This is a genomic window from Rhodococcus sp. IEGM 1370, assembly GCF_033142325.1.
In the GTDB taxonomy this organism is placed as follows: domain Bacteria; phylum Actinomycetota; class Actinomycetes; order Mycobacteriales; family Mycobacteriaceae; genus Rhodococcoides.
Genome location: NZ_JAWLRY010000006.1, coordinates 67182 through 91114 on the forward strand (window position 1 = coordinate 67182; position 23933 = coordinate 91114).

The following is a 23933-nucleotide window of genomic DNA, read 5'->3' on the forward strand; positions in this document are numbered from 1 at the left end:
TCAGCCAATCCCTGGAATGTGTCGAACGAGGAGGTCGATGAGCCAGATGCCGACGAACGGGCTGATGACGCCGCCGACGCCGTACACCAGCAGGTTCCGGCGCAGCAATGCTGCCGCCGACGCCGGGGTGTAGCGAACACCTTTCAGCGCCAACGGGATCAGCGCGACGATCACCAACGCATTGAAGATCACCGCAGACAGGATCGCCGATTCCGGCGTCGCCAGACGCATGATGTTGAGCCCACCGAGCTGCGGATAGACGGTGGAGAACATCGCCGGCAGAATCGCGGAGTACTTCGCCAGATCGTTGGCCAGCGAGAACGTCGTCAGCGCGCCGCGGGTGATGAGGAGCTGCTTGCCGATCTCGACGATCTCGATCAACTTCGTCGGGTCGGAATCGAGATCGACCATGTTGCCGGCTTCCTTGGCGGCGGACGTGCCGGTGTTCATCGCGACACCGACGTCGGCCTGGGCGAGAGCCGGGGCGTCGTTGGTCCCGTCGCCGGTCATCGCGACCAGCCTGCCGCCCTCCTGTTCCTGCCGGATCAGCGTGAGCTTGTCCTCGGGCGTCGCCTCGGCGAGGTAATCGTCGACCCCGGCCTCGGCGGCGATGGCCTTGGCGGTGAGCGGATTGTCGCCGGTCACCATCACCGTCCGAATTCCCATGGCGCGCAGCTGTGCGAACCGCTCGGCGATGCCCGGCTTGACCACGTCGGAGAGCTCCACGACACCGAGAGCACGAGCAGCAGAACCGGTCTCGCGTACCGCCACCACCAGCGGCGTACCGCCGTTCTGGGCAATGTCGTGCACGGTGGCGTCGAGATCTGCCGTCCCGCCACCCTCACGAATCCAGCCGTAGACCGAATCCGCTGCACCCTTGCGGATCTCCATGCCCGGTAGGTCCAACCCACTCATCCGAGTTTGCGCCGTGAAGGCCACGAACTCACCGCGCTCGGATTCGCCTTCTGCCGTTGCAGATTCGAAGTCACGCTCGACCAGTTCGACGATGCTGCGGCCCTCGGGGGTGCCGTCGGCGAGTGAGGACAGTCGGGCTGCCCGAGCCAGTTCGACGGCGTCGACGCCTGTGGCCGGGTGCAGTCCGGTCGCGCGTCGATTTCCGAACGTAATGGTGCCGGTCTTGTCCATCAGCAACGTGTCGATGTCGCCTGCCGCTTCCACTGCGCGTCCGGACATCGCCAGCACGTTGCGTTGCACCAGTCGGTCCATGCCCGCGATGCCGATCGCCGAGAGCAGCGCGCCGATCGTGGTGGGGATCAGACAGACCAACAGTGCGATCAGCTGGATCAGATCCTGCTGCTGCCCTGCGTAGTTCGACATCGGACCGATGGCGACGACGGCGAAGAGGAACACGATCGTCAGGGACGCGAGCAGGATGTTCAGGGCGATCTCGTTCGGCGTCTTCTGCCGAGCCGCGCCCTCGACGAGTGCGATCATTCGATCGACGAACGTCTCACCCTGCGCTGCAGTGATTTTCACGACGATCTCGTCCGAGAGCACGATGGTTCCGCCGGTCACCGCCGATCGGTCGCCGCCGGACTCGCGCACCACGGGAGCCGATTCTCCCGTGATCGCCGACTCGTCGACGGTGGCGATGCCCTCGATGACGTCGCCGTCACCGGGTATGACCTCACCTGCCGAGACGATCACCTCGTCGCCGACGAGCAATTCGGCACCGGCGACCTCTTCCACTCCGGATGCGGTGCGACGTCGGGCAACAGTGTCCTGCTTGACCTTTCGCAGGCTGGCGGCCTGGGCCTTGCCGCGGCCCTCGGCCACGGATTCGGCGAGGTTGGCGAACAGCACCGTGAACCACAGCCATCCGGTGACGAACCAGGCGAACACCGACGGCTGGGCGATCGAGAGGATGGTGGTGACGATGGAGCCGAGGAAGACGACGAACATGACCGGGTTGCGGGCCAGGTGCCTCGGGTCGAGTTTGCGGAACGCGCCGGGGACGGCCGTTCTCAGTGACAGGTTCATTGCATGGCCTCTGCTATGGGTCCGAGAGCAAGTGCGGGGAAGAACGTGAGGGCGGCGACGAGAATCGCGGTGCCGATCAGCAATGTGCCGAACAGCGGCCCGTCGGTGGGGAGGGTGCCTGCGTTGGGTGCGCTGCGTTTGGTCGTCGCCAGCGATCCGGCCAGTGCCAGCACGAAGACGATCGGCAGGAAGCGGCCGAGCAACATCGCGACACCGAGGGAGATCTGGAACCAGTCGCTGGTCACCGTCAGTCCACCGAAGGCGCTGCCGTTGTTGTTCGAGGCCGACGCGTAGGCGTAGAGCACCTCGGTGAAGCCGTGGATACCGGGATTGCCCTGATAGCTCGTCGTCGATTCGAGAATCACGGTGATGGACGTGCCGACGAGCACGAGGATCGGCATCACCAGTACCGACAGCGCGGCCATCGTGATGGCGCGTCGACCCAGCTTCTTGCCGAGGAATTCCGGAGTGCGGCCGACGAGCAGGCCACCGACGAACACGGCGATGACCGCGAGCACGAGCAATCCGTACAGGCCGGTGCCGACGCCGCCGGGCGCGATCTCGCCGAACAGCATGTTCAGCAGTACTGTTCCGCCGCCGAGTGCAGACATACTGTCGTGGGCGGAATTGACTGCGCCGGTGGATGTTCCGGTGGTGGACACGGCGAACAACGCCGACGCCGGAATTCCGAAGCGGACTTCCTTGCCTTCCATCATCGCGCCCGCGGCGGTTGCTGCGACGCCACGGGTTCCGGACTCGGCGAACAGCGTGACCGCCAGCAGCGTGGCCCAGAGCGACGCCATGACCGCCAGCAGCGTCACGCCCTGCTTGCGGTTTCCGACCATGGTGCCGAACGTGCGGGTGAGCGCGACCGGAATCAACAGCAGCGAGATGATCTGGACGATGTTGGTCAGTGGGGTCGGGTTCTCGAAAGGATGCGCGGAGTTGGCTGCGAGGATGCCGCCGCCGTTGGTGCCGATTTCCTTGATCGCCTCCTGAGAGGCAACGGGCGCAAGCGCATTGGTGACAGCCTGCCCGTCCAGTCCGGTGGAGGTGAATCCGGTCGAGAACGACATGATGGTGCCCTGAGTCAGCATGATCACGGCCACCAGCAGCGCCAGCGGCAACAGAATGCGCAGTGTCCCGCGAGTGAGGTCGACCCAGAAGTTGCCGAGCTCCCCGCCGGTGGAGACACGCACGAAGCCACGGATGACGGCGATCGCAACCGCGAGACCGACTGCGGCAGAGACGAAGTTCTGCACCGCGAGGCCCAGCGGCTGCGTCAGGTTGGACAGCGTGGTCTCGGGGACGTACGACTGCCAGTTGGTGTTGGTGACGAACGACGCGGCGGTGTTGAACGCCATCGCCGGGCTGACACCGGACAGGCCTCCGTTCAGCGGCAGCACACCCTGAATTCGCTGCAGTACGAACAGGAACACGACGCCGGCGAACGAGAACCCCAGCAGACTGGTGGAATAACCCACCCACGTCTGTTCCGAGGCGGAGTTCACCCGAGCCACCCGATAGAGCAGACGCTCGACGCGCGTGTCGTGGGACGAGTCGAACACTCGGGCCATGTAGTCGCCGAGCGGTACGTACGCCGCAGCCAGCACGACGATCACCACCGCGATCTGCAGGCCCGCGACAAGAGCAGGATTCATGGCGGCGTCAGAACCTCTCCGGATCGAGGAGAGCGACGAACAGGTACACCGCAACACATGCGGCAACCACGAGACAGAGCAATTCGGTCATTGCTCGATCCTGAATCCCGCCACCGAGCCGAGCCGCGTTCCTTACGCTTTCTTACGCCGTCGACCAGCGGTCATGACGCAGTTATTACGCTAGCGCTCCTCGATGTCGTCGACGCGGATCTCCACGACATCGCGTCCGAGGGTGGTGCCCAGCAGATCCGACACGGTGTCGATCGCGATGGTCGCCAGCTCGTCTCCCGCGGCCTGCAGGTCGTCGCCGTACACGCCGATCACCGCGACGAACAGGCCGATACAGGCATGGTCGTCGAGGTCGAGGTCGATCTCGGTCGGCTGCGCGCCGCGTACGCCTGCGAGTGCACGCCGGAGCGTCGTCTTGACGATGTGATCGCTGATGCGCAGCGAGTCCGCCGGTCCCGCCGTGGAGCCGAGCGGATACGCGCTGTCGATGGGCCACGTACGCCTGGTGGTGTTGCGCACTTTCGTGAGGATGGACGCGCTGATGTCCACCCAATTCGGTTCCGGCGGTGCGTCCCGAAGTTCGGTGGCAGCACGCGCGAGAACCGAATCCGGCTCTACTGGGTTCGCCATGTTGCCAACCTTTCGCTCAATGTTGCTCGTGCTCTGGTCAACTGACCACGTACTGCGCCTGCGGACAACGTCATGATCGCGCCGATCTCGGGATGTGTCAGGCCCTCGACCTCGCGGAGCAGCCAGCATGCCCGCTGGCGATAGGGCAGCTCCGACAACGCGACGCCCAGCTCGGTCATGAAGCTGTCGGCCTCGACATCGGCCTCGGGATTGCTGCCCGCGCCGGTGCTCTTGCGCTCGAACAACCAATCTTCGGCGGGTGGAACGCTGCGCTTGCGGCGATGGTCGATCACCTTGTGCGACACCAACGAGAACAACCATGTTCGCAGAGCCGATTCCCCACGGAAATTGTCGAGGCCCTTCCACGCTGCCACAAAAGCGTCCTGCACCACCTCCTCGGCGGCACCTTGATCGGACAACATGTTGCGCGCATAGCGGAACATCTCCGGGCCGTAGCGCCGGACGATCTCCTCGAACGCATCGGTCTCGCCCAGCGCCGCAGCGCCGACGAGAACGCGGTCCGACGCGTCAACCCACTCCATCGGGCCCCCAGTTCGCTTCATCGTGGTCATCGATCACGCAAGTCTCTCGATACCGGTTTACCAGTAGACGTAATCTATGACGTAGGTCACTTTATCCGGGCGTGCGTTTCACCGATCGAGCTACGACCAACTCCTGTCACACACTCTGCACCGAAGACATACAACGAAGAGAGGCATTCATGAGCTCCACGACGGACACCAAGGCAACCGTATCCGCAGCAGGCGAAGGAAAGACCGACATCACCACCAAGTCGGACTCCGTGCTCGTCAGCTCGCAGGGCCGCACCACCATTGCCGATACCGTCGTCTCCAAGATCGCCGGCATCGCCACCCGTGAGGTCCAGGGAGTGCACGCCGTCGGCGGCGGAGCCAGCCGCGCAATCGGCGCTCTCCGCGAGCGCATCCCCGGTGCCCGCGTCAACCAGTCGCAGGGCGTGTCGGTCGAGGTCGGCGAGCGTCAGGCAGCGGTCGACATCGACATCGTCGCTGACTACGGCGTCTCCATTGCAGACCTCGCAGCGGGCATCCGTCGCAACGTCATCAACGCCGTCGAGCGCATGACCGGCCTCGAGGTCACCGAGGTCAACATCGTCGTTCACGACATCTACCTCGACGACGGCTCGGACGACGAAGACACCACCAGCGAGCCCGCCACCACCCGAGTGCAGTGACCGACCCGCACATGACGGAACGTGACAGGTCCGAGGACATCGCCGACGCCGTACTGGCGATCGACGGTGTCGTCGGGCTGCACGGCGGCATGTTCGGTGAGGCCGCTACGTATCTGCCCGGGCGTCGTATCGCCGGCATCCGAATCGGTGAGGACGGGACCGAGGTCCACGTATCGCTGGAGTTCGGTGTCGCAGTCCGCGAGACGGCCGATGCAGTACGACGCACAGTGGCGGCGATGGTCGACGGGCCCGTGCACGTCACCGTCGAGGACATTGTGCGAGTCTGACCAGGTGAACCAGCACGCAGCGCAGGACCGAGCCGCCGAATACAAGGCGGCTCGGCGCGCTGTGGCACGCGAACACCACCCCGACATCGGCGGCGATCCGGCCCGGTACATGGCCGAACTCGCTGATGTCGACCGACGATTCGCGGTGCTGCCCTCGGCCCCTGTCAACGCAGCGAGCACACCGACGGCATTCCGTGCGTCCTCGATTCCGTCCCCTCTACGCACACTTCCCAAGCGGATCGCTCGTATCCGCAAACGCGTCACCAGGCGCAACTACTTCGAACTCTGAGTGGAGATCAAGACCATGACCACTGCAACCATCGGTTTGTTCGTGGGACTTCTGCTGGCCATCGCCGCAGCGGCAGGCGGCTTCACCGGCTTCCTCATCGCCATCGTTCTCGGCGGCCTCGGATTCTTCGTCGGCCGCTACATCGACGGCGAACTGGACCTGAACTCGATCATGCGTGGTCGCGGTCGTGACTGAGACAGCTGCGACCGACACCCCCGAGGACGCCGGCGAACGCGGATCACTGGAGATCAAGCACAAGGCCGTCGAGCGCCTGGCAGTACTCGCTGCCCGCAGCACCGACGCCGTTGCCGATCCTCAGCCGGGCCTGCGCGTCCTCGGTGGGCGTGACCTACCCAAGGCCGACGTGACGATCAACGGCTCCCGCGTTCGCGCCCAGGTCGCGGTGGCGGTCACCTGGCCATCGCCGCTGGCGAAGGTGGCCGCTGAAGTTCGCGCCGCCGTGGCTCGGGATCTGTCCGAGCTGGGCATCTACACCGTCGATCGAGTCGACGTCACCGTCCAATGCGTACCCGCCGAAGCAACCGTCGAAGAAGGGAGAGTGCAATGACCGCGAAAGCGACGAAGAAGCCGGTAGCGAACCCCGCCGCGGCCGTACCCGCAATCCTGTTCGCACTCGTCCTCATCGGAGCCGGTGTGGTCCTCGGCCGAGAAGCGTTGCTGAACCTGGGTGCCATCGACGGCCCCGAGTGGGTCGGCCCCGCTGCCACGAACCTGGACGGGCTCACCGCGCAGAGTTGGATGTTGCCGGGCGGAATCGCCGCCGTCGTCGTCGGATTCATCCTCGTTCTGCTCGCCGTCAAGCCACGCCGGCGGACTCACCGTGCCCTCACCGAGCAGGACGTCTGGCTCCGCAAGGGTGACGTCGCCGCTGTTGCTCGCACTGCCACTCTCGACAACGCCGGTGTCGACTCCGCGACGGCCAAGGCCGGAAACAAGAAGGTCACCGTCGCCGCGTCGACCGTGACGGGCACCGACACCGCAGCGCTGAAATCGTCGATCGCCACCTCCGTCGACGACGCTCTCCGCCCACTCGCGCCGGCACCGAAAGTCCGCACGCGAGTGCGAACGACAGGACAACCATCGTGAAACGCGCAACTGCCTCGGTCGACCGCACCAGTACAGCGGTCGTCGGACTCGCACTGATCGCCCTCGGCGGCGGAGCAATCGCGTGGGAACGTGGCCAGTTCCCGGGCCGCGAGCGCATCGATGCCGCGTTCGTCGACACCACCGTCGACGCCGGCTGGTGGCCTTGGGCTCTCGGAGCAGGCGCGATCGTTCTCGTACTTCTCGGACTCTGGTGGTTGCTCGCGCACCTGCCCCGCCGTTCGGTCGGCACCGTCGCGTTCTCGTCCACCGCAGACTCGGATGTCGACGGCAGGCTCAGTGTCGATCTGACCACCGTCGCCAAGAGTGCTGCCAAGTCCCTGGCAGCTCACGAGGGCGTCGTGTCGGCACACGGCCGATCGGTGTCGGACCGCGGTCAGCGGGTCGTCGAGATCACCGCGACCATCGACCCGGCCGTGACGACACTCGACAAGGTCTCCGCGGTGGCGGCACAGACGCGCAACGACATCGTGACGTCACTGGACGGCACTCCCGCCGCAGTGCGAATCCTGTTGCAGTGCGGAAAGTCTCGAAAGCAGTCCGTTCGCGTGAGCTGACTTCCGCTCGCACGCTCAGGAGAATTCGATCTCCCCGATCAGGCCGTGATGGTCCGATCCGGGGAGATCGATTCTTTCCAGCGACCGCGCATGGCCGGAGTTGGTGAGGATGTGGTCGATCCCGACGACAGCGGGCGTGCCCTTGTCCGTGGGATAGGTCGGGATCAGGCCCTTGCCCAATTGTGCTGCGGCGTCCGAGTATCCGACGTCGAGCAGGTTGCGGAACTTCTTGTGCGAGTACGTGGTGTTGAAGTCCCCGCTGACGATCACCCGGCCGGTGCCTGCCACCGCCTCCAAATCGTTTCGGAGCGTGTCCAATTCAGCGGTCCAGATGTCCGCCGGGGTGATGTAGGCGGGACCGGGATGCACGGCCAGCAGCGTGACCGGCTCGGAACCGGGGACCTCGACCTCGGTGGCGAGATTGACCGGGCCGTATCCGTTGAGCTGCCGGTTGTCCGAGATCGGGAATCGGCTGTAGATTCCGGCTCCGCCGCCGCCGGTCACGTGCGGCTCGAGGTAGCTGTAGGGAAAGAGTTCGTCCATACCGGCGTCACGGAGACCGACCACCGACGCGTCGGTCAGTTCCTGGATCGTGACGACATCGACGGCACTGTCGCGGGCCTGACCGACCACAGCAATGGGATCGGCCAGCCCGATCATCAGATTCGCCTGCATGACGCGCAACCGCACGCCCTCGCTGCCCGTCGCGTCCTCCGGTGCCGCGTCCGCCACGTAGAGCGGTGCGTAGGCCACTGCGCCTGCAGCGAGAACCAGTGCGGAGACTCCCGCCAGAACCCAGCGCCTACCGATCAACGCCACCAGGGCACCGACCACCACGGCGATGAACATCAGCGGAACGAACGACGCGAGCGCGATCAGGACGTTGACCCGGGTGTCGGTGTAGTAGACGCCCAGTGCCACGAGCCCAGTAGCGATGCCCAGAATGGCGATCGAGCCGGTGAGTATTCGTATCCAGGTTCGCTGCATCCGCCCTAGAGTAGCTACGCTCGCACGCCGCCGACCAACGCTCGGATGGTCGTCCAGGTCATCGACAACAAACCGCGAACCGCCGCGAACGAGAACGCAATGGACCACACCGTTCGTGTCGACGGTTCTTCGACCGGCACTCCGGCGAATCGATCGGACAACCAGTTCAAAGTCAGAGGCGCACCGATCGGGTGCAGCGACAGGTGTTCGCTCAGCCGATCCCGCAGATAGGTCACGTGGGCTCCGGCCTCGATGTACCGATCCACCTGCCCGTCGACGTCGTCGACGGCGATGATCTGATCGTGCACCGACTGAATGACCAGCAGCGGTGCCGTCGGGGCGGTGCGCCCGGGCTGAATATCCAGGAACACCTGCACGATCTCGGGCAGTGCCAACAGATCGGCCAGCGGAACGTCGATGTAGTGGTCCAGGTCGTGCCTGGCCAGTTTGGTCACGGCGCGCACTGTCGTCATCGACTCCACGGAATCGAGAATGCGCATTCCGTCCTCGTCGACGTGCTGACGGATCACCCGATCGAGCTCGGGGTAGGTCCGCCGCAGGCCGGCCACCACCAGTGTCGGCAATGCTGCGTGCAGCGTCGCATTGAGCCGGGTGAACGCCGAACCCGGATCGCCGACGGGGGAGCCGAGGGCGGCACCGACCAGCTCGATCTCCGGTGCGTATTCCGGAGCCATCTCCGCTGCCCAGGATGTTGCGAGCCCGCCGCCCGAGTAGCCCCACAGCGCGACCGGCGTGCTGTCGTTCAATTCGAGCGGCTCGAACGACAACGCCGCGCGGATGGCGTCGAGCGTGCAGAACCCGGGTTCCTGCGGCGAACCCCAGTGGCCGTCGGGTCCCTCGTGATCCGGGATCGAGATGGTCCACCCTCGGCGCAGGGCGTGCAGTACCAGCAGGAACTCGAACTGTGGGACCGCGCCGAACGCCCGCGAGCCACGCCGAAGCGCGTAGGACGGGAAGCACGAGGATGCGACGCCGTCGATCGCACACTGATACGACAGAAGTACCGGCTCCGCGTCCCGCGGGCGCAGCACCGTCGTGACGCTGGCCTGGGGATACCCACCGAGATCAGCGGTTCGATAGAGCAGCTGCCATGCATCGACTCGCTGGCGCACACGACCGAACATCGCGACCTCGACCGGCCGTACCTTGAGAATCGTCCCCGGTGGAGCCGCTTCGTACCCATCGGGCGCGGCGTAGAAGGGGTCGTCCTCCGGCCTGGTCGCGTCGCTCCGGCTCGGTGCTCGTTCCACCGGCCAGGGCTGTTCGTCCTCCATCGATCTGTCGACGCTCATGTCCCACCGCTTCTTGTCCGAGTCTCGCCGTCACACTAACTTGCCCTCAACGACTCCATTTCATGCAGCCTGCTGCCAATTGGTGATCAGGACGTCGGTCGCGTAGCTGAGGTCGAGGCCCTCCCCACCCCAGTTCGGGATTATGGCGTCGGGCGCGATGCCTTTGTGTCGCCGCCTGAGTTCGTCCGCGTCGCCGGACATCGTCGGCGCGTGAATCATCTCCATTCCCGAAGGATGGTGAAACGAGAAGCGTTGATCGTCGAGGGCTTCGATGAAGAAGTAGCCGTCGTGCAGCGCTCGATGGTGTTCGCCGCACAGCAGGACCAGGTTGTCGAGCGTGGTCTTGCCTCCCTGTGAGCGGTAGGTGACGTGATGGGCATGCAGAAATCGAGTGCGCCCACACCCGGGCACCGTGCAGCATCGATCCCGAATGATCAACTGCCGCAATTGGGTTCGGCTCGGCGCTTTCGCAGTCGAACTCCACCGCACAGTCTTGCCGAGGCGGCCGTGGCCGACCGTCCGCATGACCGCAGAACACAGCACCTGAGCCAACGTTTCGTCGTCCAGACCCGGGCCGTCGTCGAAATGGGCATGATCGTGACCCGCCTCGTCGATGCCGCCGAGGTGGACCAACACTTCCGCTGCCGGTGAGACCACCGGCGAATCCATTCCGGCACAGACCATCTCGGCCATGGCAATCATCGCCGGCACCGGGTTCGACGGTGCCGGAGCCGCCCGGTCACCCTCGGATTCGCCCTCGGTTCGGGTGCGCTCGTACTCCGCCCTGGTCAATGCAGCCAGAAACCGCTTGCCGTCCTCGGGCCGAAAGCGCGCCGTCAGCACGAGCGAGCCGTCGTCCTCGTCCCAGCGCCACCGCCCCACGGACGGATCGGCATCGACTCCGTTACCCCTGGTCGGACGCATCGCTTTCTTCAGGCCACGGCACAGACGCTCGATGTGGGCAGCAGGTGCATCGAGCGCCTTCTGCAGCAGCGACGCCTCGTTGTCGACCGTGGCCACCCTCGTCATCGCCCGAACCTTCGAGTAGGAAACCGTGCCGCTCAGGTACGCCGAGGTGATCAGCGGCAACTCCCGCATCGCCTTGGCCACCCGTACCTGCTCACGGGCCGTGTGCAGGTCGACTCCCGCACGCCACGACAACCAGTGCGCACAGGACCGCACTTCCCATCCCGCCCATCCGCGTCGAGCATCGAACTCACCCACCAGAATCAGATACTGCGCCGACGCCGCAGCGATCTGACCGGCCAGAGCGCAGATCTCGGTCTCGATTTCTCTCGTCTCGATCCGTCCCGCCTCGGATCCTGCCTCTTGCATGTCGCTCATGAACGCCCCCATTCATCGAATGCATGTTCGACGAAGCGTACGACGCGGTACCGACAAGAACTTCTCGACGAGGTCCGACGCGTCCCCGCGGGGACGTTCCGGGCTTGCTTTCTCGCTGTCCGGCCCGATACTGACACCGGATGCTGGTTCCGAGCGGAGGGCGGTAGGCGCACGTGAGCGACGACCCGCCGGTACCCGAGCAGGCCACGAGACATCCGGCACCGACTGGGCAGCGAATGCCCTACATGGCCGACGTCCGCAATCCTCTCGCGCGCTTTCGCAGTCCGCTGCGCAGCACGTGGTTGACGTCGCTGTTCGGTGCGGTGCTGCTCGTCGCGCTGCCGATCATCACGGTGACGGGGCTGCTCTCGTACAGCGCCTACGGACCGCAGTTCGGCCAGGCCAGACCCGGAGCCGTCGGGTGGCTGCGGTTGCCGTACTTCGACTGGCCCACCAACCCTGCCTGGCTGTACCAACTCACCCAGGGCCTGCACGTCGGGCTCGGGCTGATCATCGTGCCGCTCGTCATCGCCAAACTGTGGTCGGTGATGCCCAAGCTGGTCGAACTACCACCGGTCCGATCGCCGGCACATGCGCTCGAACGACTGTCGCTGTTGGCACTGGTCGGTGGCCTGCTGTTCGAGATCGTCACCGGCGTTCTCAACATCCAGTACGACTACGTGTTCGGTTTCGACTTCTACGCCGCTCACTACTTCGGTGCCTGGGTGTTCATCTCCGGATTTCTCGTGCACCTCGGTCTCAAGGTTCCGCTGATGTGGCGCACCCTGAGGTCCGAGTCCCTGATGGACGTGTTGCGGGCCCGCAACGAAGCTCCGGACCAGCAGTGCGACGACAGCCCCCCGTCGACCATGAGTCGACGCGGTGCCATCGGATTGGTCGCTGCCGGAATGGGTTTCGTCGCGGTGTTGACCGTCGGCCAGACGCTCGGAGGAGTGCTGCGCAAGGCCGCGATTCTGCTGCCTCGCGGACGCTCGTACGGTGACGGCCCCAACGACTTCCAGATCAACCGAACCGCCGAAGCTGCGGGGATCACCGAGGCGCAGACCGGGCCCGACTGGCAACTGACGATCAGCAGCGCAGCCGACGACGCCGTCCCGGTGGTGCTGTCTCGGGGCAGGCTGCTGTCGATGCCGCAGCGCACTGCCGAACTTCCGATCGCGTGCGTAGAAGGATGGTCGACCACGCAGACGTGGACCGGCGTCCCGTTGGCCGAACTCGCCGCGCTCGCAGGCGTACCCGCACCGCGATCGGCCGAGGTCACTTCGCTCGAGCAGAACGGTGCATTCACGCGCGCGGTACTACAGGGAAATCAAGCGAGCCATCCGGATTCGTTGCTCGCGTTGCAAGTCAACGGCGTGGATCTCTCGCTCGATCACGGATTTCCCGCGCGCGTGATCGTGCCTGCGCTGCCGGGCGTACACAACACCAAATGGGTTGCCACCATCGTGTTCCGTTCGTGACTTCCGGCTGTGCGCTTTTCAAACCTCCGTGAATGGTAAAGAATCTTTCTTCGGTGGCCCGTGGGGCTGCCGACGAGGGTGTGTTCTCTCGCCTCGATGAGTTCCGAAGGTCATGCCACGATGCTTGCTTTGTCCAGAGGCCTCCTCGCCGCAGGTGCAGCGCTCACGCTGCTGTTCGCCGCAGGATGCTCGTCGTCCGAATCGGGCAATGCCGTTGCCGCAGACACCACCACCTCGTCCTCCACGTCCGCCGCGGCCGGCACCACCGATGACGTATCCGGCCAGGAAGGCATCGACGCCGGCGGCTCCACCGACATCGACGTCGAGATCGGTCAATGCGTCCAACTCGGCGGAACGATGACGGCCGCCACCATCGAGAACGCCGAATGCGGCAGCATGGAATCGAACTACAAGGTCATCGCCAAGGCCGAGCAGAACGAGCAGTGCCCCACCGACGTGAATCAGACCTACTACGAGACACTCGACGGTGTGGAGCAGGGGGCACTGTGCCTCGACGTCGACTGGGTCGTCGACGCTGCATGAGCGTGCCCACCGTCGGTATGGACGAGCCCTCACGAGTCGACTGCAACGACCCCACCGCGACCGACGTCGAACAGGTCACCGAGATCAAGACCGGTACCGCCGATCCCAACGAATGCCCCGAGGGTGGATTCGCCTACGATTCAAGGCAATTCGTCGTCTGCACCACGACGATCTCCTAGTCGAGCTGCGCCGTCACCATCTGCGTGACGTAGCGGTAGTCCACGTAGCTGTGGCGGGCGATGGCCGCGTGTACTGCGCCCAGGACCTCGCCGCGGCGCACGTCGTCCAGGGCTAGATGGCTCGAGTACGTGGCGGCCATGGCGCAGAATTCATCTGCGGAATAGCGCTGAACCCATTCGTATGTCGAGGTCGTCCACGGACCGAAGCCGGCAGCGCGGGGCACGTTCGACTCCGGTTGCGCACCGAGAGAGTGCGCCAACAGTGGTGCCGCTGCCGGCTCGGTTGCGTCGTAGGCCGCCCTGACCGCTTCCCATGCCGGGCCCTCTAGGTCGCCCGGCATGTTCCACCACAACCGAAGGACGCCGCCGGGGACCAACGCGCGGGCCGCTACTGCAGCTCCTTGCTCGTGGTTCACCCAATGCCAGGATTGGGCGGCGACGACTACATCGAACGACGCCGCCGGGACTGCACAATCCTCGAACCGTGACACCTGCACTTCGACGTCGCGGTTCTCGGTGCGCCGCCGAACCAGCTCTGCCATAGCCGGATCCGGTTCCACCGCAACGACGGACGCACCGAGTTCGGCCAATGCAACGGTGGCTTTACCGGTGCCTGCTCCCGCCTCGAGCACTCGCAGCCCGTCCCCGGTCACGACGTCCGCGTACAACTCGGCGGGGTAGCCGGGACGGGCCCGGTCGTAATTCTCGGCAACCTTGCCGAAGCTCAGTGCACGCGATGACTGCTCTCCGTCGGTCACCGCATCGACGGTACCGAGCGCTGACTTGCCAGGAACCGTACGTTTCGTAAAGAGTGAGACAGGTCACTGAGCAACCCCCGGCGCACGAGGAGAATCGATGACCGAGACCACTGCACCTCCGAAATGGAAGGTGGTCGGCCCCGGACTCGTGGTCGCCGCAACCGGCATCGGGGCTGCCGACCTAGTCGCGACTCTGGTGGCCGGCTCGCGCTACGGCTACGCACTGCTCTGGGTCATCATCGTCGGCGTCGTCATGAAAGTCGTTCTGGTGGAGGGTGCCGGCCGCTACACGTTGGCGTCGGGCAACACGATCTTTCAGGGCTGGCGTTCGCTGGGTAAGTGGACGACGGTCTATTTCGCGCCGTACATCGTGATCTGGGGATTCGTCTACGGTGCTGCGGCGATGTCGTCGAGCGCGTTGCCGATCGTCGCGCTGTTCCCGGCCTTGGATCTGAAGGTTGTCGCCATCGCGTCCGGGCTCCTCGGGTTCGCGTTGATCTGGCTCGGTAGCTACGGGTTCTTCGAGAAGATCATCACCGTCTTCGTGGGCATCATGTTCGTGACCGTGATCGGCGCTGCGGTAGTAGCGGTTCCGAACGTTCCCGCCATCGTCAAGGGCATCGTCCCCACCATTCCCGACGGCTCCATCGTGTACGTCCTCGGCCTCGCAGGTGGCGTCGGCGGCACCATCACGCTCGCCGCATACGGCTACTGGCTGCGCGAGAAAGGCTGGATCACACCGAAATTCATGCGCGTCATGCGCATCGACAATTCGATGGCCTACGTCATCTCCGGAATCTTCGTCCTCGCCATGCTCATCGTCGGTGCCGAGCTGCTGTACTCGTCGCAGATCGCGATCTCCACCGGCGATCAGGGCCTGATTCAACTCTCCGACGTGCTCGCCGAGCGCTACGGCACGGTGTTCGGGTACGTCTTCCTCATCGGATTCTGGTCGGCGTCGTTCTCGTCCCTGATCGGGGTGTGGAACGGAGTGAGCCTGATGTTCGCGGACTTCGTCGGCAATCTGAAGGGGCTCGAACAGGGCCACCCCGAAACACGCGTGGGCGGTAAGTACTTCCGCTGGTACGTCGCATGGTTGACGTTCCCGCCGATGGCGCTGCTGTGGCTGGACCAACCGATCGGACTCGTGCTCGCATACGGCGTCCTCGGGGCGGTCTTCATGCCGTTCCTGGCGGTGACGCTGTTGATTCTGCTCAACAGCGATCGGGTGCCACAGCAGTGGCGCAACGGCTGGTTCACCAACCTGACGCTGGGTGTCTGCGCATTCCTGTTCGCGTGGCTCGCCGTCGACCAGGTCTTGGACGCACTCGACAAGTACGTGTACTAGTCGGCCGCTTCCAGGCGGGCGCGCAGCGTCGACTCCGTGTGCTTGATCGCCTGACCCACAACGGGTTCGACCACAGCGCCGAGCACCTTGCCTGCAATTCCGCCGGGAAGGCTGTAGCGGAACACCACATCCAGACGGGTACCGCCGTCTGCCGTGTCGGAGAACGACCACGTGGACGAGTTGGACAGGCCCTCGACCGATTCGAGCGTGAGCCTCTCGTTGTGGACCCATTCGGTCACGTGCACAACGGAGGTGAGAGCCTTCGGACCGATCTGCATCGTCGCGTCGTACGTGGCTCCGAGACCGGACAAAATGTCGCTCCTCGGCTCGAACCGGGTGATGCCGAACATCCACTGCGGGACGTTTCTGAAGTCGTCCATGTAAGCGAATGCCGCATCACGACTGGTCGACGCCATGGCCGAACGATTGATTTCACGCACTCGTGCACCCTAGTACATGCTACGGCGTGTTACGCATACTTTGGCGGTCCGTTTCAGCGGCGCACGTATCCCGCCTGCATATCCACCACGTTGACCAATGCCGAACCGCGGACGTACCGCTGCAGGTTGTCCTCGAACAGCGCCCACAGACGCTCTGCGAAATCGTCGGAGTCGCCCGCCAGATGCGCGGTCAGGATGACGTTGTCCATGTCCCACAGCGGGCTCGTGTCCGGCAACGGTTCGACCTCGAACACGTCCAACACGGCCCACCCGATCGCTCCGGATCCCAGGGCATCGCACAGGGCCCGCTCGTCGACGACGGGACCGCGGGCGATGTTGACCAGGCCTGCATCGGAACGCATGGCCCCCAGCACCGCCGCGTCGACGAGTCCGCGCGAGGCATCGGTCAGCGGTGTCGCCAGCACGATCACGTCGTATTCGCCTGCATACGAGGGCAATTCTCGAAAGTTTCGGATCCGCGAGAACTCCGAATCGCCCGGTCGCTCGGACGTTGCCGCCGCCTCGACGCGCATACCGAGCGCGCCGAGTACGCGGCCGATCTCGCGTCCGATCGAACCAGGACCGACGACGAGGGCGGCGCGACCGTGAATTCCGCCGGCAACTCTGTGCTCCCACACCCGCTCGCGCTGCCGAGCAAGCGCCAGGGGCAGCTTCTTCACCGACGCCAGGATGCCGGCTGCGACGTACTCGGCGATGGCCCGGTCGAGGATGCCACCGGAATTGGTCAGCGTCCACAGGCTCTCGCGCAGAACCGGATCCAGCAGTCTGTCGACTCCGGCACTCGACGCGTGGATCCAGCGAAGATTCTCGGCACCGGGCCACACGCCCCGCAGATCGGCAGTCTCGAAGGTCCGAAACAGCAGCACCTCGGCCCACGACACCGCGTCGGCGAGTTCGTCCATGAGGCAGCTTCGGAAGTCGACTCCATCGATCAGGGGGAAGGTCCTCCGGTCCGAACCGCTCTCGACCACAAGCACGTTCACCACAGAACTCGCCACCTCCGTACCATGGCACCGTGCTCACCGTGGAACCCGCAACTGCCGCCGACGCGGCAACGATACTCGGCCTCCGGCACGCCGCCGAGGACTGGCTCTCGGATCGAGGAATCGATCAGTGGACGCCACGCGAGGTGCCCCTCGGCACTGTCGCAGCGCAGATCGAGGCAGGAGAGTTCTACGTCGCCCGACGCGATCCCGGCGGCCCGATAGTCGGAGCACTGCGCTTGATCGGATCCGACCCGACCATCTGGCCCGAGCACGACGAACTGGCCTGCTACGTACACGGATTGGTGATCGACAGAAGCGAGGCCGGTACCGGCCTCGGCGCGTCGCTGCTCGAGTGGGCGTCGGAGCAGACTCGCCGGGAAGGACGCTCGCTGCTGCGTCTGGACTGCGCCGAGACCAACGGTGCGTTGCGCAGCTACTACCTCGATCAGGGGTTCCGCTACGTCGGCCGCCGCGAGTTCGCCGAGGGCAGTGCATGGTTCAGCGTTGCCCTTTTCGAGAAGCCGACCGATCGGTAGTGTCTCGTCCATGGGCGAGAACCGGGATCGTATGCTGCGCGGAGAACTGTACCGAGACAACGATCCCGAACTGGTGGCGTCTCGGGTGGCGTGCGGCAGGCTATTGGACCGATTCAACGCAACCGACGCAGACCGGAACGAAGAGCGTCGGGAGATTCTCGGCGAATTGCTCGGATCCTTCGGAGACGATTCGTGGATCATGCCCAGGTTCCAATGTGATTACGGCACAAACATTTCCATCGGATCGAACAGTTTCCTCAACTACGACGCGATCCTGTTGGACTGCGCGCCCATCACCATCGGCGACGATGTGTCGATCGGACCACGGGCACAACTGCTGACGCCGCTGCACCCCATGGAGGATCACGAGGCGCGCCGAACACGCTGGGAGAGCGCTCTTCCCATCGTCATCGGGAACAACGTCTGGCTGGGCGGCGGAGTCATCGTGTGCCCGGGCGTCACGATCGGCGACAACTCGGTGATCGGTGCAGGCAGCGTCGTCACCCGGGACGTGCCGTCGCGCACCTTCGCTGCCGGCAACCCGAGTCGGACCATTCGCGCCCTACCGTGAGATCACCTCGTGCAAGATCTTGTCGGAGTCACCGACGAGGGTGCCGACGGCCATCCGGGCGCCCCACCAGATGCCCAACCACCCGATAGCCGCGGCCACGGGAACGGACAGGTACGCGAACGCACCGGGCAGGAGCAGTGCCAGCAGCAGACCGGGCACCACCGACACTCCGAGTACGACCATCGACAGCAAGATCAATGCGAACGAACCTCCGTTGAACGACCCTCGGGTGTTCAGCGAAAAGGCCTTGGTGGGTTCGGGGACCGGGTAGGCGGCACGGACCGAGATCACGACGATGAGCCCTGCACTGACCCCGAGCATCGACAGCGTCACCGAAATGGGGACCGCCAGCCGGTCGAGCCCGAGGTCACCGAACACTCGGACCACCGTCGTCGACACGATAGCGAACGGTGCCGCAACCATCAGCCACGCGATCTGCCGACCACGGACGTCGTCGCGCAGAGCCTGCGGAATCATCACCAGATGCCACATCGAACCGCCGTCGAGGCCGTACAGATTCGATCCCGCGCCCATCGCCATGTAGATCACCATCCACGCACCCCACTCTGCGGTGAACGGAATCGAGTCGGTCAGCAACGGCTGAGACATCGCCACGGTGACCACCCTGGACAGCGTCACGAAGAGTACGACGGTCGCAGGCCAGGCCACCAGGGCAAGCGGAAGTGCTGCGAGAGAACGGGACACGGCATAGATCGGGATCGACGCGGTCGCGATGGCTGTCAACGGCACGAGCATCCCGTACGCCGAGGTGGCCAACAGGGCACGCGCCAGGCGTGAGGGTTTCACCGACAGCATCTGGAAGTGGCGGGGCTGGATGTTGTCGTCGGAGATACCCGAGAGCACCGGGAACAGCACCCAGCTCAGACCGATCAGTGTCAGCCCGAGGCTCACGGTGCCGCCGACCAACACCTGCGAGGCTCCACTGCGCGCAGACAACACACACGCCAATACCGCGAAGACCAGCCCCAGCAACCCGAACACGCTTTTCACCACTGCTTGGCCGCCCCTGAATTGCCTGCGGTAGAGCGTGATTCGCATCTGCAAGACGGTTCGACCCAGAGACGTCACGAGCGCATCCAGGACAGGCCGTCGGGGTTCTGTTCGCGAGTACCGACCAGGCGAACGAAGGCCTCGTCCAGACTTCCGCCGTTGCGGACCTCGTCCACCGTTCCCGCAGCCACGACTCGGCCACCGGTGATGACGCCGACGTGGGTACAGAGCTGCTCGACGAGTGCCATCACGTGACTCGACAGGATCACCGATCCGCCGGACCGGACGAATTGGACCAGGATGGTGCGAATGGTGGTGGAGGAGATGGGGTCGACCGCCTCGAAGGGCTCGTCCAGCACCAACAGCCGGGGGCCGTGCAACAGCGCCGAGGCCAGCCCGATCTTCTTGGTCATACCCGCTGAATAGTCGGCGATGACGGTTCCCCCGGCGTCGGCAAGATCCAATGCGTCCAACAGCTCGTCTCGACGCTGCGCAATCACGTCCTCGGGCATTGCGCGCAGTCGTCCGAAGTAGGTCAGAAGCTCGTGGCCGGTGAACTGGGATGGCAGAGCGAGCCCGTCGGGCAGTACTCCGAGTAGCTCTTTCGCGGCGATGGGGTCGGCCCAGACGTCTCGTCCGAACACCAGACTTCGGCCGTACTGTGGCCTGAGCAGACCGACTGCCATGGACAGACACGTCGTCTTGCCTGCGCCGTTGGGGCCGACGAGCCCGAACATCGAACCGGGTGGAACCATCAGCGACAGGTCGTCGACTGCAACTTTGGGGCCGAAAGCCATACAGAGGTGCTCGATCAGCAGGGCAGCAGAATTCGTTTGCACGGGTAACAGACTAACCGGTATGGGACGGTTCGTCATCCGGTATCGATCAGCCGTCCCGGTACCATCTGGGCATGAATCGCACGGCAGTGGTCACCGGAGCTTCGTCGGGTATCGGACACGCGGTTGCGCAGGCGCTCCTCGCCCGGGGGTATCGAGTGATCGGCACCTCCCGCAATCCGGACTCGATGACCGACGCGCAACGGGCCACCGGCGTCGAGTATCGCGCTCTCGACCTCACCGATGCCGACTCGATCCGGAACTTCGTCGCCGATCTCGGTGTCGTCGACGTGTTGGTCAACAACGCCGGTGAGAGTCAGTCCGGGCCGTTCGAGGAGCTGCCGACCGATGCCATCGAGCGGTTGTTCCAGTTGAACGTCTTCGGTGCAGTGACGCTGTCCCAGGGCGTCATTCCCGGTATGCGCGAGCGTGGCTACGGCCGCATCGTGATGATCGGATCGATGCTGGCGAGCTTCCCGCTCGCCTACCGCTCGTCGTACGCGTCGACGAAGGCCGCCATCAAGGGCTTCTCCGATGCCGCGCGCCTGGAACTCTCGCCCTTCGGCGTGTGGATGACCACCGTCGAGCCGGGCTCGATCAACACCGGAATCAGTGAGCGTCGGACCAAATACATCGCACCGGATTCGGTCCACCGAGACGACTTCCACACCGCGATCTCGTCCCTGGACCGCAAGGAGGGAACCGGCATCTCCGCCGAGCAAGTCGCGGAGGTGGTGTTGAAGGCCATCGAGGCAGACAAGCCGAAACCGTTGTACGCCAGAGGAAGCAACGCACCGGTCGTGTTCATGGCGCGGCGATTGCTCCCGGCGACCTTCATGGAGAAGACAATTGCGAAGATGTTCGGGCTGAAGAGATAGTTTGAACCTCTGACCTGGTGGAATACAGCCGGGTGAACTATTTCCCTCTCGACTTACCGTGATAGAAACTCTCGGCTTGGTCCTGGCCGCCACGGGTCTGATCGTCGCCGCACAGGTGATCTCGAAGAAGACGACGCTGCCCGCGGCCGCGTTGCTGACCCTCGCCGGCCTGGCGGTCTCGGCATCGGCGTTGCCCGACATCGTTCTCGACCCCGAGGTCGTTCTGACCCTGGTAATTCCGCCGCTGCTCTACAGCGCTGCGCTGAACTCTTCACTGATCGCCATCCGCCGCAACGTATGGACGATTCTGAGCTTGTCCGTGGCCTTGGTGGTGGCCACGGCAGCACTGGTGGGAGTGGGCCTTTGGCTGCTCGTGCCCGGCATCACGTTGGCGGCCGGTATGGCGCTGGGTGCTGCCGTGGCACCACCGGACCCGGTGGCGGCGCTCGCGGTGGGTCGACGCGCGGGCATCCCACCGAAGCTGGTGACGCTCATCGAAGGCGAGGGACTGCTGAACGATGCGACCGCGCTGACGATGCTGACCGTGGCGATCGCCGCGATCTCGAGTCAGGACATGACAGCCGCCCATGCCGCGGGATTGTTCGTGCTCGCCGCAGCAGGCGGCATCGTCGTGGGCCTCATCGTTGCACTACTGATTCGATTGGTGCAGAGGTTCGTTCACGATTCGCTACTGCTCAATATCGTGTCGCTGTCGACGCCGTTCGTCGCGTACCTCGCGGCCGAAGAAGTGCATGCGTCCGGGGTGTTGGCGGTCGTCGTTGCAGCATTGGTGATCGGTCACCACACCCGTCACGCCATCTCCGGAGCCAGCCGCCTACAGACCAGCGCGGTGTGGCGATTGATCGATCTTCTGCTGGAAGGCTTTGTGTTCCTGTTGATCGGCGAGCAGTTGCCCACCGTGGTGGGCGGCCTGTCGGCCTACTCGGGGACGACCATCGCCCTGGCAGTCACGGTCACGCTCGCCGGCGTCCTCCTGCTGCGGCCGCTGTGGTTGCTGACCACGGGGCTGTCCGCCCGCGAGGCGGTGGTGATGAGTTGGGCAGGCACTCGCGGAGTCATCACCGTCGCCGCCGTCTTCACGTTGCCGCTCACCATCGACTCGGGCGAGCCGTTCGAGAGCCGAGATCTGCTGCTGTTCTGCGCATTTCTCGTCGTGCTGGTGACGGTGATAGGTCAGGGGCTGACATTCGCGCCACTGGTACGCAGGTTGAACGTCGTGGCCGATCCCGCAGAGGAGGCGCGACTACGGAACGAAGCGCGCGAGGGTTCGACGAAAGCTGCTCTGTCACAGTTGGATCGAATAGCCGACGAGGAGAACCTGGACGACGAGGGTCGGGAGATATTGCGGCACGAGTTGGAACACCGCATCGACCGCTACCACCGCCGGCTCGATCACCTCGACGAATCCGAAGTGGGCGATTCGGTAATTTCACCGGAGCAGATCGCCGCGATGAGTACCCGGCGACGCATCCTGGCCGTCGAGCGTGAGGAGTTGCTGTGCTGGCGAGACGCCGGCCGGTTACCGGACAACAGCATGCGCAGCCTCGAACACGAACTCGACCACGAGGAGCACTCCTTCCGCCCGCACCGAGAAACCGACTAACCGGCGATCGCCGCGTGCATTTCCCACACGATCACTTCGGCTCCGGTTGCGGTGCTCAGTTTCTGCCCGCCGCCTCCGGAGATCCGCACGGCGTCGCCCTCGGCAAGTACGCCGACACCCTCGAGCATCGCTTCACCCTCGGCTACGAAGATGTGCACGAACGGCGCGTCGGGAACGTCGACCGGGGCTTGTCCTGGCTGCAGACGTGCAGCGTGCATCGCGGCGTACTTGTTCTTGATTCGGATCGCCGCGTGATCGGCGTGGCGCGCCATCCCTGACGCCACCGGAACCAGCCCGCCACTGAGCAATTCGCTGTCGATTTCGAGCTGCTCGTAGCCCGGGGTGATGCCCTGTTCGTCGGGCACAACCCACATCTGGACGAATCGAACGGGATCGCCGTGCTTGCCCGAGTACGAGCCGGCGGTTTCACCGAGTCGCCACGAGTCGTTCTTCTCCGAGTGCAGAATTCCTGTGCCTGCACTCATGCGCTGCGCGAGGCCGGGATAGATGACGCCGGAGTGGCCCATCGAATCCTGGTGCACCAGCGATCCTTGCAGTACCCAGGTCACGATCTCCATGTCACGGTGTGGGTGGGTGTCGAATCCCTGCCCGGGGGTGACGATGTCGTCGTTGTTGACCATCAAGACACCGTGGTGGGTGTTGCCACGATCGAAGTGATTGCCGAAGGAGAAGGAGTGCTTGGAGTCGAGCCAGCCGATCTTGGTCTTGAATCGGTCGTCGGCCCGTCGGACGTCGAGTGTGGTTGCTGCAGAGGTCATGTCATTGCCTCGAATCTCGAAGTATGGGGGGTCAGAGAACGTGCGAGCCGTACATCTCACCGAGTGGATCGGCGATCAGTTCGAGACGCGCACCGTCGGGGTCGCGGAAGTACAGCGAGACATCGCTGTGCTCGATCAGTTCCACTCCGGCGTCGATCAGCTTGGTACGCAGGTGTTCCCACCTGGTGGGCTCGACGCTGATCGCCACGTGGTGGAGGCCGCCGAGCACCTCTGCATACGGTCCGACGTCGAGTCCGGGAAAGTCGAAGAACGCCAGCAGGTTGCTGTTGCCGATATCGAAGAAGAAGTGCGAGGAGCCTGGGTAGTCACGGTTCTCGATGAGTTCGGTGAGCGGGAACTCGAGGAGATCCTGGTAGAAGCGAACCGTGGCTTCGACGTCGCTGCTGACCAAAGCGGTGTGATGCAGTCCCCTGGCCGACGACGCGGGCCGCTCGCCTGCAGGCTTCATGTGCTGGGCACGGATGCGGTCACGCTCGATGGTGTGCTGATCTGTCTCGGTCATCGC

General features: G+C 64.6%; 30 protein-coding genes. 15 read left to right on the top strand and 15 right to left on the bottom strand.

Annotated elements, in window-relative coordinates:
- From kdpB to R4P47_RS10930, 5 genes are all read right to left on the bottom strand, one after another.
- Entirely contained in the window at positions 1 to 2001 is a 2001-nt protein-coding gene (gene kdpB / locus R4P47_RS10915) for a potassium-transporting ATPase subunit KdpB (RefSeq protein WP_317533054.1), read from the bottom strand.
- Positions 1998 to 3662 (bottom strand): potassium-transporting ATPase subunit KdpA, encoded by a 1665-nt coding sequence (gene kdpA, locus R4P47_RS10920; protein WP_317533053.1) that lies wholly within the window; start codon positions 3660 to 3662, stop codon positions 1998 to 2000. Before kdpA ends, kdpB begins: the two co-directional genes overlap by 4 nt.
- A gap of 7 nt (positions 3663 to 3669) precedes the next feature.
- Positions 3670 to 3753: a potassium-transporting ATPase subunit F gene (locus R4P47_RS25105; RefSeq protein WP_082898670.1), complete on the bottom strand. Its 84-nt coding sequence runs from the start codon at positions 3751 to 3753 to the stop codon at positions 3670 to 3672.
- Between the two features lie 89 nt (positions 3754 to 3842).
- The gene (locus tag R4P47_RS10925) at positions 3843 to 4301 is read right to left on the bottom strand and encodes a hypothetical protein (protein WP_317533052.1); all 459 of its coding nucleotides are present in this window, start codon (positions 4299 to 4301) and stop codon (positions 3843 to 3845) included.
- Positions 4286 to 4873, bottom strand: a complete 588-nt coding sequence (locus R4P47_RS10930) for a sigma-70 family RNA polymerase sigma factor (RefSeq protein WP_317533051.1) — start codon at positions 4871 to 4873, stop codon at positions 4286 to 4288. Before R4P47_RS10930 ends, R4P47_RS10925 begins: the two co-directional genes overlap by 16 nt.
- Positions 4874 to 5022: 149 nt before the next feature.
- Here R4P47_RS10930 and R4P47_RS10935 point away from each other — a divergent pair, with 149 nt between their 5' ends.
- Genes R4P47_RS10935 through R4P47_RS10965 form a run of 7 tightly spaced genes read left to right on the top strand, consistent with a single transcriptional unit; the run spans position 5023 to position 7772 of the window.
- On the top strand, positions 5023 to 5514 hold the full coding sequence (locus tag R4P47_RS10935) for an Asp23/Gls24 family envelope stress response protein (RefSeq protein WP_068049443.1): 492 nt from the start codon (positions 5023 to 5025) through the stop codon (positions 5512 to 5514).
- Positions 5515 to 5525: 11 nt separating this feature from the next.
- A complete protein-coding gene (locus R4P47_RS10940; RefSeq protein WP_317533050.1) occupies positions 5526 to 5801 on the top strand; it encodes an Asp23/Gls24 family envelope stress response protein in 276 nt (91 codons plus the stop codon).
- 4 nt (positions 5802 to 5805) lie between these two features.
- A complete protein-coding gene (locus R4P47_RS10945; protein ID WP_317533049.1) occupies positions 5806 to 6090 on the top strand; it encodes a hypothetical protein in 285 nt (94 codons plus the stop codon).
- A gap of 15 nt (positions 6091 to 6105) precedes the next feature.
- Positions 6106 to 6285, top strand: a complete 180-nt coding sequence (locus R4P47_RS10950; RefSeq protein ID WP_027495126.1) for a hypothetical protein — start codon at positions 6106 to 6108, stop codon at positions 6283 to 6285.
- Positions 6278 to 6658 (top strand): Asp23/Gls24 family envelope stress response protein, encoded by a 381-nt coding sequence (locus R4P47_RS10955; protein WP_317533048.1) that lies wholly within the window; start codon positions 6278 to 6280, stop codon positions 6656 to 6658. Before R4P47_RS10950 ends, R4P47_RS10955 begins: the two co-directional genes overlap by 8 nt.
- Positions 6655 to 7197 (top strand): DUF6286 domain-containing protein, encoded by a 543-nt coding sequence (locus R4P47_RS10960; RefSeq protein WP_317533047.1) that lies wholly within the window; start codon positions 6655 to 6657, stop codon positions 7195 to 7197. The genes R4P47_RS10955 and R4P47_RS10960 overlap by 4 nt, the downstream gene beginning before the upstream one ends.
- The gene (locus tag R4P47_RS10965; protein ID WP_317533046.1) at positions 7194 to 7772 is read left to right on the top strand and encodes a hypothetical protein; all 579 of its coding nucleotides are present in this window, start codon (positions 7194 to 7196) and stop codon (positions 7770 to 7772) included. Before R4P47_RS10960 ends, R4P47_RS10965 begins: the two co-directional genes overlap by 4 nt.
- Before the next feature lie 15 nt (positions 7773 to 7787).
- Here the strand turns inward: R4P47_RS10965 and R4P47_RS10970 are convergent, their stop codons facing one another.
- Genes R4P47_RS10970 through R4P47_RS10980 form a run of 3 tightly spaced genes read right to left on the bottom strand, consistent with a single transcriptional unit; the run spans position 7788 to position 11416 of the window.
- Positions 7788 to 8759, bottom strand: coding sequence for an endonuclease/exonuclease/phosphatase family protein (locus R4P47_RS10970; protein WP_317533045.1), 972 nt, complete (start codon positions 8757 to 8759; stop codon positions 7788 to 7790).
- 14 nt (positions 8760 to 8773) lie between these two features.
- Positions 8774 to 10072: a lipase family protein gene (locus R4P47_RS10975; RefSeq protein ID WP_269596158.1), complete on the bottom strand. Its 1299-nt coding sequence runs from the start codon at positions 10070 to 10072 to the stop codon at positions 8774 to 8776.
- A gap of 60 nt (positions 10073 to 10132) precedes the next feature.
- Positions 10133 to 11416 (bottom strand): HNH endonuclease signature motif containing protein, encoded by a 1284-nt coding sequence (locus R4P47_RS10980; protein WP_269596159.1) that lies wholly within the window; start codon positions 11414 to 11416, stop codon positions 10133 to 10135.
- 236 nt (positions 11417 to 11652) lie between these two features.
- On the opposite strand from R4P47_RS10980, the gene R4P47_RS10985 reads away from it, so the two are divergent.
- The 3 genes from R4P47_RS10985 to R4P47_RS10995 all read left to right on the top strand — a co-directional run bounded on the left by R4P47_RS10985 (position 11653) and on the right by R4P47_RS10995 (position 13619).
- The gene (locus R4P47_RS10985; protein WP_269596169.1) at positions 11653 to 12897 is read left to right on the top strand and encodes a molybdopterin-dependent oxidoreductase; all 1245 of its coding nucleotides are present in this window, start codon (positions 11653 to 11655) and stop codon (positions 12895 to 12897) included.
- Between the two features lie 96 nt (positions 12898 to 12993).
- A complete protein-coding gene (locus tag R4P47_RS10990; RefSeq protein WP_269596160.1) occupies positions 12994 to 13440 on the top strand; it encodes a hypothetical protein in 447 nt (148 codons plus the stop codon).
- On the top strand, positions 13437 to 13619 hold the full coding sequence (locus R4P47_RS10995) for a hypothetical protein (protein WP_269596161.1): 183 nt from the start codon (positions 13437 to 13439) through the stop codon (positions 13617 to 13619). Before R4P47_RS10990 ends, R4P47_RS10995 begins: the two co-directional genes overlap by 4 nt.
- Here R4P47_RS10995 and R4P47_RS11000 read toward each other — a convergent pair.
- The gene (locus tag R4P47_RS11000; RefSeq protein WP_317533044.1) at positions 13616 to 14377 is read right to left on the bottom strand and encodes a class I SAM-dependent methyltransferase; all 762 of its coding nucleotides are present in this window, start codon (positions 14375 to 14377) and stop codon (positions 13616 to 13618) included. The two genes, R4P47_RS10995 and R4P47_RS11000, sit on opposite strands and share 4 nt — an antisense overlap.
- Positions 14378 to 14474: 97 nt before the next feature.
- On the opposite strand from R4P47_RS11000, the gene R4P47_RS11005 reads away from it, so the two are divergent.
- Positions 14475 to 15725 (top strand): Nramp family divalent metal transporter, encoded by a 1251-nt coding sequence (locus R4P47_RS11005; protein WP_300514765.1) that lies wholly within the window; start codon positions 14475 to 14477, stop codon positions 15723 to 15725.
- Here the strand turns inward: R4P47_RS11005 and R4P47_RS11010 are convergent.
- Positions 15722 to 16165 carry an SRPBCC family protein gene (locus tag R4P47_RS11010; RefSeq protein ID WP_394855281.1) on the bottom strand — a complete coding sequence of 148 codons (444 nt, stop codon included), beginning with the start codon at positions 16163 to 16165 and terminating at the stop codon, positions 15722 to 15724. The genes R4P47_RS11005 and R4P47_RS11010 overlap by 4 nt on opposite strands.
- A 53-nt stretch (positions 16166 to 16218) precedes the next feature.
- Positions 16219 to 17088 (bottom strand): D-2-hydroxyacid dehydrogenase, encoded by an 870-nt coding sequence (locus R4P47_RS11015; protein WP_317533042.1) that lies wholly within the window; start codon positions 17086 to 17088, stop codon positions 16219 to 16221.
- A gap of 113 nt (positions 17089 to 17201) precedes the next feature.
- Here R4P47_RS11015 and R4P47_RS11020 point away from each other — a divergent pair, with 113 nt between their 5' ends.
- On the top strand, positions 17202 to 17708 hold the full coding sequence (locus tag R4P47_RS11020) for a GNAT family N-acetyltransferase (protein ID WP_269596164.1): 507 nt from the start codon (positions 17202 to 17204) through the stop codon (positions 17706 to 17708).
- Between the two features lie 10 nt (positions 17709 to 17718).
- Entirely contained in the window at positions 17719 to 18279 is a 561-nt protein-coding gene (locus R4P47_RS11025; protein WP_269596165.1) for a sugar O-acetyltransferase, read from the top strand.
- On the opposite strand, the gene R4P47_RS11030 is transcribed toward R4P47_RS11025, so the two are convergent.
- Complete coding sequence (locus R4P47_RS11030; RefSeq protein WP_269596166.1) at positions 18271 to 19338, bottom strand: hypothetical protein; 1068 nt, start codon at positions 19336 to 19338, stop codon at positions 18271 to 18273. The two genes, R4P47_RS11025 and R4P47_RS11030, sit on opposite strands and share 9 nt — an antisense overlap.
- A 26-nt stretch (positions 19339 to 19364) precedes the next feature.
- The gene (locus R4P47_RS11035) at positions 19365 to 20165 is read right to left on the bottom strand and encodes an ABC transporter ATP-binding protein (RefSeq protein ID WP_394855280.1); all 801 of its coding nucleotides are present in this window, start codon (positions 20163 to 20165) and stop codon (positions 19365 to 19367) included.
- Between the two features lie 35 nt (positions 20166 to 20200).
- Here R4P47_RS11035 and R4P47_RS11040 point away from each other — a divergent pair, with 35 nt between their 5' ends.
- Positions 20201 to 21004: an SDR family oxidoreductase gene (locus R4P47_RS11040; protein ID WP_317533041.1), complete on the top strand. Its 804-nt coding sequence runs from the start codon at positions 20201 to 20203 to the stop codon at positions 21002 to 21004.
- Between the two features lie 58 nt (positions 21005 to 21062).
- The gene (locus R4P47_RS11045; RefSeq protein WP_269596168.1) at positions 21063 to 22628 is read left to right on the top strand and encodes a Na+/H+ antiporter; all 1566 of its coding nucleotides are present in this window, start codon (positions 21063 to 21065) and stop codon (positions 22626 to 22628) included.
- Here R4P47_RS11045 and R4P47_RS11050 read toward each other — a convergent pair.
- Both R4P47_RS11050 and R4P47_RS11055 read right to left on the bottom strand, forming a co-directional pair.
- A complete protein-coding gene (locus tag R4P47_RS11050; RefSeq protein ID WP_149406764.1) occupies positions 22625 to 23407 on the bottom strand; it encodes a pirin family protein in 783 nt (260 codons plus the stop codon). The genes R4P47_RS11045 and R4P47_RS11050 overlap by 4 nt on opposite strands.
- A 31-nt stretch (positions 23408 to 23438) precedes the next feature.
- Entirely contained in the window at positions 23439 to 23930 is a 492-nt protein-coding gene (locus R4P47_RS11055; protein ID WP_149406763.1) for a VOC family protein, read from the bottom strand.
- Positions 23931 to 23933 lie beyond the last annotated feature (3 nt).